The organism is Terrirubrum flagellatum, from assembly GCF_022059845.1.
Lineage (GTDB): Bacteria > Pseudomonadota > Alphaproteobacteria > Rhizobiales > Beijerinckiaceae > Terrirubrum > Terrirubrum flagellatum.
Window position 1 is genome coordinate 5,032,664 of sequence record NZ_CP091851.1, and the last position, 14,440, is coordinate 5,047,103.

Annotated in this window: 12 protein-coding genes; 7 read left to right on the top strand and 5 right to left on the bottom strand. The window is 63.9% G+C overall.

Annotated features, from left to right (window positions below):
- Positions 1 to 25 precede the first annotated feature (25 nt).
- Positions 26 to 601 carry a DUF1134 domain-containing protein gene (locus tag L8F45_RS24490; protein ID WP_342360443.1) on the top strand — a complete coding sequence of 192 codons (576 nt, stop codon included), beginning with the start codon at positions 26 to 28 and terminating at the stop codon, positions 599 to 601.
- A 109-nt stretch (positions 602 to 710) separates the two neighbouring features.
- A complete protein-coding gene (locus L8F45_RS24495) occupies positions 711 to 1,685 on the top strand; it encodes a coiled-coil domain-containing protein (RefSeq protein ID WP_342360444.1) in 975 nt (324 codons plus the stop codon).
- A gap of 8 nt (positions 1,686 to 1,693) precedes the next feature.
- On the opposite strand, the gene L8F45_RS24500 is transcribed toward L8F45_RS24495, so the two are convergent.
- The 3 genes from L8F45_RS24500 to L8F45_RS24510 are packed head-to-tail and all read right to left on the bottom strand — an operon-like array spanning position 1,694 to position 5,354.
- On the bottom strand, positions 1,694 to 2,890 hold the full coding sequence (locus L8F45_RS24500; protein ID WP_342360445.1) for a GNAT family N-acetyltransferase: 1,197 nt from the start codon (positions 2,888 to 2,890) through the stop codon (positions 1,694 to 1,696).
- Positions 2,891 to 2,909: 19 nt separating this feature from the next.
- Positions 2,910 to 3,821, bottom strand: coding sequence for a hypothetical protein (locus L8F45_RS24505; protein ID WP_342360446.1), 912 nt, complete (start codon positions 3,819 to 3,821; stop codon positions 2,910 to 2,912).
- A gap of 21 nt (positions 3,822 to 3,842) precedes the next feature.
- Complete coding sequence (locus L8F45_RS24510) at positions 3,843 to 5,354, bottom strand: undecaprenyl-phosphate glucose phosphotransferase (RefSeq protein WP_342360447.1); 1,512 nt, start codon at positions 5,352 to 5,354, stop codon at positions 3,843 to 3,845.
- 197 nt (positions 5,355 to 5,551) lie between these two features.
- On the opposite strand from L8F45_RS24510, the gene L8F45_RS24515 reads away from it, so the two are divergent.
- The 3 genes from L8F45_RS24515 (at position 5,552) to L8F45_RS24525 (ending at position 9,992) form a co-directional block, all read left to right on the top strand.
- Positions 5,552 to 7,597, top strand: a complete 2,046-nt coding sequence (locus L8F45_RS24515; protein ID WP_342360448.1) for a GumC family protein — start codon at positions 5,552 to 5,554, stop codon at positions 7,595 to 7,597.
- Positions 7,598 to 7,704: 107 nt separating this feature from the next.
- Positions 7,705 to 8,937, top strand: coding sequence for a VpsF family polysaccharide biosynthesis protein (locus L8F45_RS24520; RefSeq protein WP_342360449.1), 1,233 nt, complete (start codon positions 7,705 to 7,707; stop codon positions 8,935 to 8,937).
- Positions 8,934 to 9,992: a glycosyltransferase gene (locus L8F45_RS24525; protein ID WP_342360450.1), complete on the top strand. Its 1,059-nt coding sequence runs from the start codon at positions 8,934 to 8,936 to the stop codon at positions 9,990 to 9,992. The genes L8F45_RS24520 and L8F45_RS24525 overlap by 4 nt, the downstream gene beginning before the upstream one ends.
- Here L8F45_RS24525 and L8F45_RS24530 read toward each other — a convergent pair.
- Positions 9,985 to 11,076: an endo-1,4-beta-xylanase gene (locus L8F45_RS24530; protein WP_342360451.1), complete on the bottom strand. Its 1,092-nt coding sequence runs from the start codon at positions 11,074 to 11,076 to the stop codon at positions 9,985 to 9,987. The two genes, L8F45_RS24525 and L8F45_RS24530, sit on opposite strands and share 8 nt — an antisense overlap.
- 168 nt (positions 11,077 to 11,244) lie before the next feature.
- Between L8F45_RS24530 and L8F45_RS24535 the strand changes: the two genes are divergently transcribed.
- Positions 11,245 to 12,075, top strand: a complete 831-nt coding sequence (locus L8F45_RS24535; RefSeq protein ID WP_342360452.1) for a WecB/TagA/CpsF family glycosyltransferase — start codon at positions 11,245 to 11,247, stop codon at positions 12,073 to 12,075.
- The gene (locus L8F45_RS24540) at positions 12,072 to 13,313 is read left to right on the top strand and encodes a glycosyltransferase family 4 protein (protein WP_342360453.1); all 1,242 of its coding nucleotides are present in this window, start codon (positions 12,072 to 12,074) and stop codon (positions 13,311 to 13,313) included. The genes L8F45_RS24535 and L8F45_RS24540 overlap by 4 nt, the downstream gene beginning before the upstream one ends.
- A gap of 16 nt (positions 13,314 to 13,329) precedes the next feature.
- Here the strand turns inward: L8F45_RS24540 and L8F45_RS24545 are convergent, their stop codons facing one another.
- Positions 13,330 to 14,424 carry a glycosyltransferase gene (locus tag L8F45_RS24545; RefSeq protein ID WP_342360454.1) on the bottom strand — a complete coding sequence of 365 codons (1,095 nt, stop codon included), beginning with the start codon at positions 14,422 to 14,424 and terminating at the stop codon, positions 13,330 to 13,332.
- Positions 14,425 to 14,440 lie beyond the last annotated feature (16 nt).

Genomic DNA, 14,440 nt, shown 5'->3' on the forward strand with positions numbered 1-14,440 from the left:
CCGCGGGATCAGGGACGGAGCGCCTATGCTGGCATTGAGACGACTGGTTATCGCCGCCTGTGCGGTTGCGTGGGCGGCGTTTTCGCCTGCCGCTCCGGCCGCGGCGCAGGGACAGCCCGAGAGCTTCTCGGCCGGCGAACTCGTGCAGTCCGGCCATCGCTTCTTCGGCAATGTGTCGCGCGGGCTGGCGCTGACGATCGAGGAGGCGACGCGCCGTTGGGGCGAGCCGAACGGCTATATCCTCGGCCAGGAAGGCTCCGGCGCTTTCGTCGGCGGTCTGCGTTTCGGCGAGGGCACGCTCTACACCCGCAATGCAGGAGATCGGCGCGTCTACTGGCAGGGCCCTTCGATCGGCTTCGATTTCGGCGGCGATGGCGCGCGCACCATGATGCTCGTCTACAATCTGCCTTCGCGCGACGCGATCTTCGGGCGCTTCGGCGGCATCGACGGATCGGCTTATCTCGTCGGAGGTTTTGGCATGACCGCGCTGATCAACAACAACATCCTCGTTGTTCCCATTCGCTCCGGCGTCGGCGCGCGATTGGGGCTCAATGTTGGCTATCTCAAATTCACCGACAGCGCGACCTGGAACCCCTTCTGACGAATCTGCGAGGGAAGATAGCCGCCCTTCCTTCAGCAGCCTCCCGCGAGTAGAGTAAGCGCGAATTCAGGCGGCGGGCAGGCGCAAGAATTTCGCGCAGGCGCGGGAAATGATTGAATTTGCGATGATCTTTGGCCTGGGGGCGCTCGCCGCCACGCTGCTTGCGCTGAGCGCGTTGCCGGCGCTCGACCGCCGCGCGCAGCGCCTGGCCAAGCGAAGGCTGGAAGCCCTGTTTCCCATGTCGATCGCCGAAATCGCAGCCGAGCGGGATCATGTGCGCGCGGCCATGGCGGTGGAGGCGCGCCGCGCCGAACTGAAGGCGGAAACGAAGGCGCGGGAGAAAGCTTCCGATCTCGCCGAGATCGGACGCCGCGACGTGACGATTCATGCGCTCAATGAAACCGTGGCCGCGCGTGATGCAGCGATCGTCGGACATGAACGGACGATCAGCGGACTGAGCAATGATCTCGCGCAAATGACCTCTGATCGCGACTCCGCGCGATCTGATCTTGGCGCGACGCGCGCTGCGTTCGACTTCCTGCAGAGCGCTCATGCGCAGCAGACCGCGAAACTCGCCGCGACCGAGGCTGTCGCGGCGCAGCGCGATGTCGCGTTGCAGGAGCTCCGGGCCGGCGCGGCGGCAATGCTGCAGAAGTTGACCGAGCGCGAGGACGCTTTTGCGAATCTTCAGATCGAGCTGCGAAAGACGACCGATCTCGCGACCGGCCGCCAGCTCACGATCGCCGCGCTCGATGCGCAGCTCGAGACGGCGCTCGGCGAAGCGCGGGAGACAGCGCGCCAGCTTGTCGCCGCACGCGACATGCTGGGCCAGCGCGACGCCGTGATCGCACGCGCGACGGCTGAGAGGGACGAGGCGAAGGAGCGTATCGTCGTGCTTGAACGCGAAGCGGCGGAAGCGCGCGCCACGGTTGCGCCGGTGGAAGTCAGGCCGGTGACCGCCAATGATGACGCGCCGCCCGCGGTCGATCATCGCGCCGCGAAATCGCCCCGCAATACCAGCCGACGCAAACGCAGCGCGCGCCGCAAACCTCCTGCGATCACGACTCCGCAGGCTGCGGAATAACCGCGCCTTCAACGCCTCCGTAGCATCGCGCGCGCAAGTCCAGCGAGCTTGCGCATGAATTGCGATTCGCGCGCCCGGGCGCGCGCATTCTTCATGAGCGCGCGCGGCCAGCCGCGCCACGACGCAGCAACGGTCAGCTCGATAAGCGGCAGCGTTTCGACGCCGAGGCGGCGCTTGTAGTCGTAGTCGCCGATGGTGAAGTCGAAGCGGCGCAGGCCGCGCGCGCGCAACGCCCGCATGGTCTCCATGATCACCAGCCGGCCCGGCGAGAAATGGCTCCAGCCGGCGCGCGCGGCGCCCAGCCGCACCATGGCGAAATGATCGCCTTCGATTACGCCCATCAGCGCGGCGACGACGACGTCGCCAATAAAAAGCGCCGACAGGGTGACCGCGCCGCGCGGCAGACCGTCACGCAGAAGTTCGCGATAGAAGGCGGCCGGCGCGGGATCATCGAGATAATAGTCACGCCCAAGGCCGCGAATGCGCGCCGACTGCATTTCGGCTAGCGCATTAAGGACGCTCATCGCCTGCGCCAGATCCTTGACCATCATGAAGCGCGCGCCCTCATGCGCTTCGAAGACGCGCTTCTCGCGACCCAGCTCTTTCCTGAACTTGCGCTCGAAGCCGCGCACGAAGGCCTCGAACGGCGCGTCGATATCAAGGACGTTCCCGGACAATCGCGACGCGCGCGCGGGTTTGATGAGCGCCAGCGGATTGGGGCGGCCCGCGAGAATGCGCGGCGATTTGGCGATGTTGATCAGATCGCAGGGCGGCAGAGCGCGCCGGATCGCCCGCCAGAGCAATCGGGCGCCGGCCGCGTCAACAGGCGCTTCGGGGCCGAGGATGGGCGCGTTGTAGTCAGTGACGCCATCATCCATCGGTTCGAGAATTTTCAACCCGTCGCGCTCACGCAGAGCAAGAAACAAGGCGACTGCGAGGAGGTTTGACGCCTGCGCGCGCGCGATCACGATCACGGGTTGTCGCGCCGTGTCGGCGCTGGCGAACGCGCCTTGCCAGGCCTTCAGCCACACCCTGCTCTGGAATGGCGTGCCGACGCCCTCGGCGGCCTCTTTCGCGACAATGGCTAGGGCGTCGTCAACGTTCGAGAAAATGTCGACCTGAAAGTCGCGCGCCGCGGCGCGCGGCGTTGTCGGCGCTCCATTTTGCGCAAGGAGCTCTGATCGTGTCGCCTTCGCCGTCGACATGAGCGTCCGCCTCCGTCGATCAATCGCGATGCGCGCCGGAGTCGAGCGTGAAGTCGACTCCGCGTTTCGGTGCATCCGATCGCTGTGCGAAGCGCAAATTCGCCAAAACGCGTTGCATCGCCGCTTTGCCCCAGAAGGCGAGACCGGTGGTTGCGCGCGAGCGCGGAATCATGCCGAAGCGTTTGCGCAAGGCGCCATTGGCGGCTTCAACGATGCGTGATCTCCGCATTTCGTCGGTTGCGTAGCTCATCATCACGGCGATGTTCAACCTGTTATCGTTGTCAACGCGATAAGGCGCGTAGGGCGGCCAGTGAAGAAGCTGACCCGGCGCGAGATTGAGCGCCTGCGCGTGATCGTCATACCAGGGCTGGTAAGCCATGTCGGACCCATGCTCCGCCAGCGCGATCGCTTCGCGATCGTCACCCGATACGAAGGGAGGCGCGGGAGGGTAGATCAAAGCGCGCTGCGCGCCCGCGATCTGCCAGAGGATCTGCCCCTCCGGGGTCGCGCGATAGCGCGTCTTCGCGCCTGGCGAGGAGATGACGATTTCCATGGAGCGGCCCGAGCCGCGCGGCGACGACAAATGATCGCTCAATTCCCCGAATGCGCCGCGCAGGAGCCGGGCATAGCTCAGATCGACGATTTGGGTGTTGCGCAGGCGCAAGCGCAGCGATCCGGCTTCGATCGCCTCGATCACGGCGCGCCCTGACGCCGCGCCGATATCGCCTTCGCGGACTTCGTTGGCGCTGATCGGACTGGCGTCAGTCAGCTCGCAATGCTGGCGCGGATAATGCTCGATCAGCTCGGCTAATCCGTCGAGGCTGAACAAGGGCGATTCGTGCAGCCGGTGGACGAGTGGTTGCGCTTGCCCGCGCGTCGACGCTGCGTCGTCGTCGCGCCGGCCTGCGAGAATTCGCGGCGAAGGGAACATGAGGCGGCTCCGCCTTCGACCTCAGCGCGCGTTGAGATAAGCCCGCGGCGAGAACACCGTGAGCAGAAGAATCTTGAGGTCGAAGGTCAGCGACCAGTTGTCAATATAATGGAGATCATGCTCGACGCGGCCGCGCATCTTGTCGTCGGTCGAGGTCTCGCCGCGAAAGCCATTCACCTGCGCCCAGCCGGTGATGCCCGGCTTGACGTTATGGCGGCGCGCATAGAGCGCGATGCGCTGCATGTAGAGATGATCATGGGCAAGCGCATGCGGGCGCGGGCCGACAAGCGACATCTCGCCGCGCAGCACGTTGAGAAGCTGTGGCAGCTCGTCAATGTTCCACCGGCGGAGGAAATGGCCAACGCGCGTGATGCGCGGATCGTTCGCCTGAGCCTGCTGGACATGCGCGCCGTCGTCGAGCGTCGTCATCGTCCGGAACTTGCAGATGCGGAACGGGCGCTGATTGAAGCCGTAGCGCCTCTGACGAAACAACGCCGGGCCGGGGCTGTCGAGCTTGATCAGCAGCATCACGACGAGCGCGAAGGGGGCGAGAAGCGTCAGCGCCGTCGCTGCGCCGACGACGTCCATAGCGCGCTTGATTGCAACCTCGAAGGTTGAGAGCGGCCGCCGCGTCAGCGACAACAATGAGATCGCGCCAATCTTCGACACCTTGGCGTCGGCGAAGCGATCGAGCATCCGGTCGGCGCCGAGATGGATCGAGGCTGGAATCGTGAGGAAATGATCGATGGCGCGATCCACGACCGCATCGCGATTGCGGTCGAGCAGGAGGAAGACATCGTCCGGGCTGCTCAGGCGCGCGCGCGCGACGGCTGCGCGAAGCTCCTTTTCCAGCGCTTCGGAATCGGGAGCGCGATCGTTCAGCGCGCTCGGGCTGATGTTGGCGAGGCCGACGACCTGCACGCCATGGTTGAGCGGCCAATGCCGGCTGACGAAAGAGAGCACCTCGGTGTCGACGCCCACGAGGAAGACGCGACGGGCGAGCATCGGCCCATTGCGGCTCAGGCGATGGACGACCGACATCACAAGGACGCGTCCACCAGCGAGAGCGAGATATCCGCAGATGTAGAACACCAGAAACGTGCCGCGCGAATAGACTGCGCTGGTCTTGGTCAGGAATGTCAGGCTGATTCCAAACAGGAAAGCCACGTTCCAACGTTTGAAGATCTGGAGAAGCTGCCCGTCAATGGTCAGATAATTCGGCAGCTCATAATCGCCACGAAGAATGCAAGGCGCGATGACGAACAGGGCGATGAGCGCGCCCATCTGAAGCTGGATTTCCGTAACCGCTGGCGATCCGTAAAACGTGTGATGGTAAATCGCGCCTGCGACCGATGCGCTGATGAAGATCGCGCCGACATCGATAGCCGGCGCCAACAACGCGAAAAGCGAGCGGAAACGGGGATCGGCCTGCCGGACCACAATGGGCCGCCTTGTCGCGGAATCCTCACGCGCTTGCGCGGCCGACTGGACGCTTGAACCATTCTGCACAATCTCAAAGTCGGCGGTCGTCACAGAGCGCTCCATTTTGGCACAGAAATCGACGCGTCTGTCGCAGCTAGCGTCGAATTCGATGTCGTTGACGGCTCCGGAGCACGCGCCGTTCCAGCACAACCCGACAGTTACGGTGAACGGTTCGTAAAGAAAGGGGAGGCATCATCCCCGGAGCATGCGGGCGTCGTGAGCGCCGTCTGACCAAGGGAAGGGTTTTGATGTCGTCGGTGGCGACCCGGGATTACGACGCCGGCGGATTGAGCGCGCCAGCCGCCGCGTCGGACCCGGCCGAGCGCAGTTTCGCTGAACTGATCGCGATCCTCGGACGCCGACTGCCGCTGATTGCGTCGGTCGCCGGCATCGTCGTTGGCGCGGCGTTGTTCTATACGCTGGTTGCAACACGCCTGTTCACGGCGTCCGCGGTGGTGCTGCTTGAACCCCGTTCGTCCGTCTCGCAGGCTGATGGGCTCCGCTATTCCTTCGCCAGCGACAGCGCGCTCGTCGACAGCCAGATGAAGCTTCTCAGCTCGGAGACCGTGTTGCGGCGCGCGGTCGAGCGGGAAGGGCTGCAGGAAGATCCCGAATTCGGCAGTCCATCCGGAGGACTTTGGCAGTCAGTGAAAAAGGCTCTGGGTCTCGCCAAGGACGATGCAGAGCAGCGCAGCGAGAACATTGCCGCGACGGTCTACGCCTTGTCGCAGGCGACAACGGTGAAGCGACCCGAGCGCACCTATGTGATGGAGGTGTCCGTCGTCTCGCGCGACGCAAAGAAGGCGGCGCGGCTCGCAAACGCGGTCGCCGAAGCTTACATCGCCGACCAGACCGATGCGCGCAGCGAAATCTCGCGACGCGAACAGGATTATCTCGAAGGCAATATCAGCCAGCTTCGCCAGAAGATCGAGAAGGCGGAAAACGATGTCGAAGCCTTCAAGCAGAAGAACGGCATCGTCGGCGCTTCAGGCAAGCTGGTGAGTGAGCAGCTTCTCACGGAAGTGAACACCGAACTCGCGGCCGCGCGCACCAAGACATCCGAGGCCAAGGCGCGCTATGATCAAGTGCGCCAGATCATCGCATCGGGAAAATCGATCGAGACCGCGCCGGATGCGCTGAAGTCGCCTGTCATCGACAAATTACGCAGCCAGTTCGCCGAGATTGTGCGGCAGGAGGCGAACGCCAAGATCACGCTGGGCGACCTTCATCCACAATATCGCGAGATTCAGCAGCAGTTGCGCGACACAAAACGGCTGATCTCCGAAGAGCTCGGCCGCATCGCAGAAGGCGCTCGCAACGATATGCGCGCGGCGGAGGCGAACGAGGCCAATATAGCGCGTCAGGTTGATCGGCTGAAACAGGAAACAACGGTCACCAACCAGGCGATGGTGCAGTTGCGCGAGCTTGAACGCGAGGTCGACACCAACAAGTCGATCCTCGACAATCTGCTCAAGGCGAAGGGTAACGTCACGCGCGACAGCGTCGATACGCCGATCGCGCGCGTCATCGCCCGCGCCGCGCCGCCCTTGTCGCCATCCAGTCCGCGTCGTGTTCCAATCATGTTGTTGGCGACGGCGATTGGCCTTGGGCTCGGCGTTGCTGCGGCGTTCGCGATGGAGGGGCTGCGGCCGCCCAAGGTGGCGAGCGCGAGCCCGCTACAGGCTGCGCAGTGGACGCCCCTGCTCCTTCCCGCGTCATCTGATCCGGATTATGTGAAAGCCATCGCTGATCTGACGGCTCGCGCGCCAGTGAAAGCGTCGTCAGGCGATCCCGGCACGCTTTTGTTTGTAAATTGTGGCGCGCCTTTCGCCGCGGAAATCGCCATGGATATTTCCCGCGCCGCCCTTGAGTCAGGGCGATCGGTTTTGCTGATCGAACTCAGCGCGCGCGCTGGCGGAATCACGCGCGCCGCTCCGCGCAACGCCGCCATTGGCGTGGTGGAGGTCGATGGCGTCGCGACGCTCGGAATTCTCGCCGCCGAGCGCGAGAAGAATCGCCTTGTCATCGCGCCGGGCGCGTTCGGCCAGCGCGGACTTGGAGCTCCTTCACTTGGCGGTCGCGCGGTCGCGCATTTCGGTCGCGCAAGCGATTTCGATCTGGTTGTCGGTTATGCGCCGGATTCGCGGGCGGATCGAAATGGCGCCTCGCAGTCCGGGTTGGTGATCGTCGCAATCGCGAATGGGCAGACCATCGACGACGGCGCGCGCGGCCTGATCGAAAGCGCCATGACCGAGGCGCCAGGGCGCTGCGTTGTGCTCGCAACGGGCTCCTGATCGTGCGGCACGGCTATGCGCCGGCAGGCGAGTTCGCCCGATATGCGACGCCGGCGGCGAAGCGGCGTCCGACATGGCGATCGCGAGCGGCTTCTCTGAGCGAGAAATTGACGATTTTTTCCGTCGCGCTGCTGTTCAGCGTCTCGACGATGCTGCTCAACCTGCTCGGTTATAATTACGAGGTGGCCGGCGGATCGCTCCTGGAAAAAATGCATCCTGGCGATCTCGTCGCCGTGGCGGCGTTCGGTCTGCTGTTTTTCTCGCGGCGACATCCCTTTCGGTTCGCGACCGATCTTCTCGCGCGTCATCTTGGCCTGACGATTTTCCTCGCCATCTGGTTTCTGCTACTTGTGTATCTCGTCATCGTGCAGAAGTCGCCATTCACGCCGATCATCGACACCTTCCTTCTGCCGATGATCATCTTCGCGCTGTTCGATCAGCAACGGGAGGCGATTTCCGCGCCGCTCGAGCGGTTCCTGCACGCTTTTATCGCGATCAACAGCCTGCTCGGCGTGTTCGAGGTCGTGACCGGCTGGCGGCTCATTCCCTATACGACGGCCGGCATCGAGATCACGGATGACTGGCGCGCGACCGCTCTCATGGGGCATCCGCTCGCCAATGCGCTGATGACGGGATGCTATCTTCTCGCGTTGCTGTTGCAGGGCGGAACGCGATTGAGCGGCGCGTGGCGGTTCCTTGCGATCGGGCTGACGTCAGCCGGCATGGTGGCGTTCGGTGGGCGCGCCGCGATGGTGCTTCTTTTTCTGTTCGCCGCGCCGCTGATCGCGCTCCGAACCGTGGGCAGTCTCGCCTACGGCCGCGCGACGCCGCTTCAGGCGGCGATGGCGACGCTTGGCGGCTTGTTTGTTGTCGGCTCCGTTGGCGCACTCGCTTCGGCCGGCGCCTTCGACCGTTTTATCGCGCGCTTCGTCGAGGATCAGGGCAGCGCCAAATCGCGCGTCGCGATGTTCGATCTGTTTGAGAGCATCTCCTGGCGCGACCTTCTGCTTGGCCCCGATCCCGCGCTGATCGACACGCTCAAGCAGATTGAGGGGCTGGAGTTCGGCATTGAAAGCTTCTGGGTCGCGTCGACGCTCGCCTATGGGTTGATCATGGCCTGCATCACCTTCATCGGAATCTTCATCTTCTGTCGACAGATCGTCCAGGTTTCACGGCCGTCGGCATGGTGGCTGTTCGCCTACTTCTTCGCTGTCGCCAGCACGTCCGTCAGCATCGCCGCGAAGACCTGCGTGCTCGCCATGCTGGCTGCAATGATGATGGTCCTTTTGCCACCGCGCCAAGGCGGCATGCGAACGTTCGTGTCGGGGCGCGCGCAGTGACCGAAGAGAAGCGGCGCGTCATCGTCGACCAGACCCATTGCGGCCGGCATGTCACCGGAATCGAGCGGATTACGCTGGAACTCTTTTCGGCCGAGGCTCTTGCGCCGTTTGACGCCAGGATTCTGCGTTCGCCCGACCGCAAGCGCATGATTTTCGATCAGATGATCTCGCTGCCGGTTGCGTCGTGGCGCGATCCGCGGGCGCTCGTCCTGTGTTCCGGATTCCCGCCAACGCCGGGACTCGCGCTGCGCGGCGATCGCGTCGTGACCTATATTCACGATCTCTTCCTGTTGACGCGCCCGCAAGACCTCAACTGGCGCGCAAAATTCTATATGGCGCCATCGCTGCGCTTTGCTCTCAAGCGCTTGCGCCGCTTTCTCGTCAATTCGGAAACAACGGGTGCTGAACTGCTGAAATTCGCGCGGCGCGATGCGGAGATCAGGCTCTATCGGCCGGAGGTTCGCAATGTTCTTGGACTTCCGTTCGTCGACCGATCGCAACGCGACAATAAATCAGGCCCGCGCTTTGTGGCGCTTGGCACCGTGGAGCCCCGGAAAAACCTGGCCGCCGCCGCCCGGATCGTCGCGGCGCTGCGCGCGAAGGGGTTTCCCGACGCGACGCTCGACATCGTCGGCCGCGATGGCTGGGGAGATGAGAGCGCGCGCTTGAAGCAGCTCGAAGGCGTGACGCTGCATGGTTATCTGCCGATCGAGCGCATCCGCGAGATCATGAGCGCGGCTGATCTGTTCATCTCGACGTCCCATGCGGAGGGGCTTGGGCTTCCGCTGCTTGAAGCGCAATATTCCGGCATTCCCGTCATCGCGCCGGATCAACCAGTGTTCCGTGAAGCGCTCGCCGAAAGCGGTTCCTTTATCTTTCCCGAGGACACGGAAAAGTCAGCCGACATGATTGCGTCCGTGATGCGGCGCGAGGGCTGGCGAGTTGCGTCGGCCACAGCGAGCCTCGCCAATATCGCGCGCTGGAACGAGACGGCGCGCGCCGACCACGCCGCTGTGATCGCGTGGCTCGAGGAACTTTCAGCGTCGCTCAAATAGCGCGGGCGGCGAACGCGTCGGCGATCGCACGCCAGGCGGGCTTGCGCGCGAGATCATCGTCGAAAGGCAATGGCCGCGCTGGCCGTCCGCGATTGGGCAGAGCCGGATCGCGCATGCCGCTGAACTTGTCGGCAAGCTGCCAGGTGATGACGATCTTGACCTCCGGCACGGCGAGCACATGGCGCAGGAATGAAGCGTAGCGCTCCGCCACCTGACGATCGCGCGTCGCGGGATCGTTCGCGAAGCTTGAGTCATCCACATCGAGTTCTGTGATGTAGATATCGAGTTTTCGCTGCGCGACACGGTGGAGAAATTCGGCGAAGGCTTCATCCGAATAATCGTATTGCGGCTTCAGATGTCCCTGGAATCCGACTGCGTCCAACGGCGCATCCTGGTCGCGCAGTTCGTCGATCAATGCGATGAAGGAACCGCGCACAGTTTTTCCGAAAGCGTCGTTCCGTTCGCAGAAGGCTTCGTTCAGCGTGATTTTAGCAGCGGGATCGAGGCGACGCGCCCGGCGCAGGGCTTGCGGCACATAGCTTGGCCCAAGAGCATCATACCAGGGGCCGCGGCGATAGTTGCGCGGCGCGCGATGGTCCGGCCAGAAGGGCTCGTTGACGACGTCCCATGAATGAAGCCGGCCCGCGTAGCGGGACACGGTCTCGTCAATATGCTTGTCGAAGAGAGCTTCGACCTCACGCCGCGAGAGGCCCTTCACCCAGGCCGGCATGTCATCATTCCAGATGAGCGTATGGCCGCGGACCTGAAGCCCGTTGGCGCGGGCGAAATCGACAAGCGCATCGCCGCCGGAATAATCGGCGATTGCGGGCCGGGCGCGGACGGCGCTGAACTTCAGCGCATAGTCCGTCGTGACGATCGACGTCTCCTTTACATAGAGAGCGCGATAGGCGTCGTCCCTGAAAATGTCGTCGGCAATGGATGCGCCGAAAAGAAGCTCGCGCGACTTCGCGATCGAAGCGAGCGTTGGGCCGCTGTTCGCGGTCGCAGCAAAAGCGGGAGAGGCGAGCGCAGCTAAACCGCCAGCGGCGCCGAATAATGTTTCGCGTCGGGACAGAAACGTCATGCCGTCTCCCGCTCATGCGCCGATTCGCAACGAACCGGCTCGATTTCTTCCTGCGCTGCAGGAGCGGCGCCGCTGGCGGGGGGGGCGCGACCTGTTGAAATTAACCATCGCGAAGGCGTCGCTTGCCTCGCGGGAGCTCGCGGCCGGGATTCTTGCAGTTCCGGCGGCATGTCGACGCTTCCGCTCTCAAATCGTCCCGATCTGGCACGGTCCATTCCGAAACCACGCATCCCCGCGCTGGCGCAGGTGGACGATCAGGTCATCAATGTCGCGAATCAGGAAGACGCCATCCGGTTCTGCATGCGTAGCCTGCGCGCCGGCCGAGGCTTCACCCTGTTCACGCTCAATCTCGATCATCTCGTGACCTTGCGGAGCGATCCGTCGTTTCGCGCGGTCTATGCCCGGGCGACGTTCGTGACGGCGGATGGCGCGCCGGTGGCGCGGCTCGCGCGCCGCTCCTATGCGCATGTCGAGCGAACGACAGGCGCCGATCTGGTGACGCCGCTCGCCGGCGCCGCGGCGTTCGAGCGGCTGCCGGTCTATCTCTTCGGCGCCAGCGAGGCGACGCTCAACAAGGCGGCCGAGAAGCTGAAGCAGCAATATCCCAACCTGATCATCGCGGGGATGGAAGCGCCGCCGCGCGGCTTTGATCCAATGGGCGAAGCCGCCGATCTCGCCGCGGATCGCATCGCCCGCTCCGGCGCGCGCATCTGCTTCGTCGCGCTCGGCGCGCCGAAGCAGGAATTTTTCGGCGACAGGATGGCGCAGCGTCATCCGCATATCGGCTGGCTCGGCATCGGCGCTGCGCTCGATTTCATCGCCGGCGAGAAGAGCCGCGCGCCACGCCTGCTTCAGCGCATCGGTCTGGAATGGTTCTGGCGATTGATGCAGGAGCCGCGGCGACTGGGGTTGCGCTATCTTCGTTGCGCGATGCTGCTTGCGAGGCTCTCACTGCACCATGAAGAAGCGCCCGTAGCGCCGGCGCGGATCGCAAGATGAACCATATTCTCTGTCTGATGCATCCGATGGATCCGCGGGGCGTCAAGCTTGGCGGCATCGAAACCCATGTGCGGCACCTGATCGCGCATCATCCCGAAGATATGCGGCTGGTGTTCGTCGGCGTCGATGAGCGCGGCGACTGCGCGATCGGCAAGCCGATCTCGATCGAGGCGTTTGGGCGCCGACTCGTGTTCCTGCCCGTGGCGCATGAGCCCGCTGACGGCATCAACCGGCCGGCGACGCACCTTTTCCGCTCGATCACATTGCGCACGGTCTTCGGGGCGCTGCGGCATTGGCGGACGATCCGTCGCCTGACGCGCGGCGCGCCTGCGAGCGCGCAGCTCCAGCGATTCGAATTTGCGCCGGTGGCGCGCGCGCTTGGGCTGCCGGCCGTGCAGGTCGTGCATGGCGAGGGCAGCAAGAAGGACAAGATGGATTCGCTGATCAAGCGATTCTGGTTCATGCATGCCGGCGCCGAGAAGCTTGCGCTGCGGCTTGCGCGACGCATCATGTGCGTCAATCCGGCGATCGTTGCGCGCATCGAGCAGGAATTTCCGATCGAAGCCTCCAAGACTGCGATGATGACAGTGTCGGTCGATCGCGATCTCTTCAAACCTCAGCCGTTCGATGTCGCGGATGACGTTTTTCGCATCATGTTCGCCGGGCGGCTCGATCAGTTCAAGGACCCGCCGCTGATGTTCCGCATCTTCGCGCGTTTGCATGAGCGGCTGAACGGCAAGTTCGAATTTCATTATGTCGGAACGAGCGATCCCGCCCGCTACGAAGAGTTCGCCGCGATCCGCGATTTCACCGTGCGGCATGGTTATCAGCAGTCCGACGGCGTGGCGCGCATCGCCGCGCGCTGCCATGCGGGCGTTCTCACCTCCTATTTCGAAGGTATGCCCTGTTACCTCCTGGAGATGCTTTCGGCGGGCCGTCCTTTCGCGGCGATTCGTCTGCCGCAATATGACCCGCTGATTGTCGATGGGATCAGCGGTCGGCTCGTCGAACGCGACGAGACAATCGAAATCTCGGAAACGGTCATGGCGGAAGCGTTCCTCGATGTCTGGAGCGGAATTCGCAAAGGTGAATATGAGCCGCAGCGGATTTCTGATCTGACCGAGCCCTATTCCATTCGCCGTCAGCTTGCGCAGCTCTTCGAGTGGCAGCGGACGATCGCGCGCCCGCCGGCGCCGCCGACAGCGAACGGCGCGTCGCCGGAGGCGGCCTGGAGCTGAGAGCGCCGACCGGCGATCATCTCTTCGCAGCTTCGGTGACTATCTGTTCGAACAAGGCGCTGTAGGCGTCGACAGCTTTCTCGATCGAGAAGTCTCGCGCGCGCCGCCGCCGTGGATCCGGGTCGCCAGGATCATCGAGCGCGGCGTCGATGGCGCTTGCAATTGCGTCTATATCGCCGACTGGCGCGATGCGCCCGCAAGCCGGGCCATTGATGATCTCCGCCGGGCCGCCGCAATCCGTCGCGATCACGGGCAGGCCATGTGACAGCGCCTCGACCACGACGTTCCCGAACGATTCCGTGCGTGACGTCAGCGCGAAGCATCGGGCCTGTCGATAGTGTTGCGCCACGTCGCGGGAGTGACCCGCAAGCTCGACGCGCCCGCCAAGTCCAAGCCGCGCAATTTCCGCCTCGAGTTTTGGTCGTTCCGCGCCTTCGCCGACGATGCGAAGACGCGCGTCGCCGCGGCGAATCCTGGCGAAGGCGGCGATGAGCGACGCGAAATCCTTCACCGGGGCCAGGCGCCCCACGGCGAGAATCAGCGGCGGCCGGTCTGCGAGTGGAGCGCCGCTGTCGGCTTCATCCGCGGCCATGAGAGCGACCGGATTGAAGATGCGAAGGCTGGTTCTATGCGAGGCGCCAAGGCGCCTGATGTGCGCAAGCAGCCCGTCGGACACGCAGACTGTGCGCGCGACGATCCGCGACAGCAGCGAAATCAGGACATAGCCGGCGCGGCTCAGCAATTGCGGCTCGGCGTCGAAATAGCCGTGATAGGAGATCACGGCGCGCGCGTTCCGGCCGGCCGCGAACGCCGCAAGCGCATGCTTGAGATTCGACGCCGCCAGCGCGGAAAATGAGATATCGGGGGCTTCGTCTTTGAGCAGCGCCTTAAGATTCCCGATGCTGTCGGCGTGTGAAGGTCCGATGTGGACGACGCGCACCCGAGGCGACAAAGGCGCGCCGGTATCCACTTCATGATCGACTGCGATGATCACCTCATCGCCGCGCTCGGCGAATCCCGACGCGAGCAAGGCAATGACGCGCTCGGCCCCGCCGGCTTCGAGCGCATGCGTATAGAACAGCAGCTTTCTGCGGGGCGGCTCGGCGATCACAATCCAGTTCTCGGTT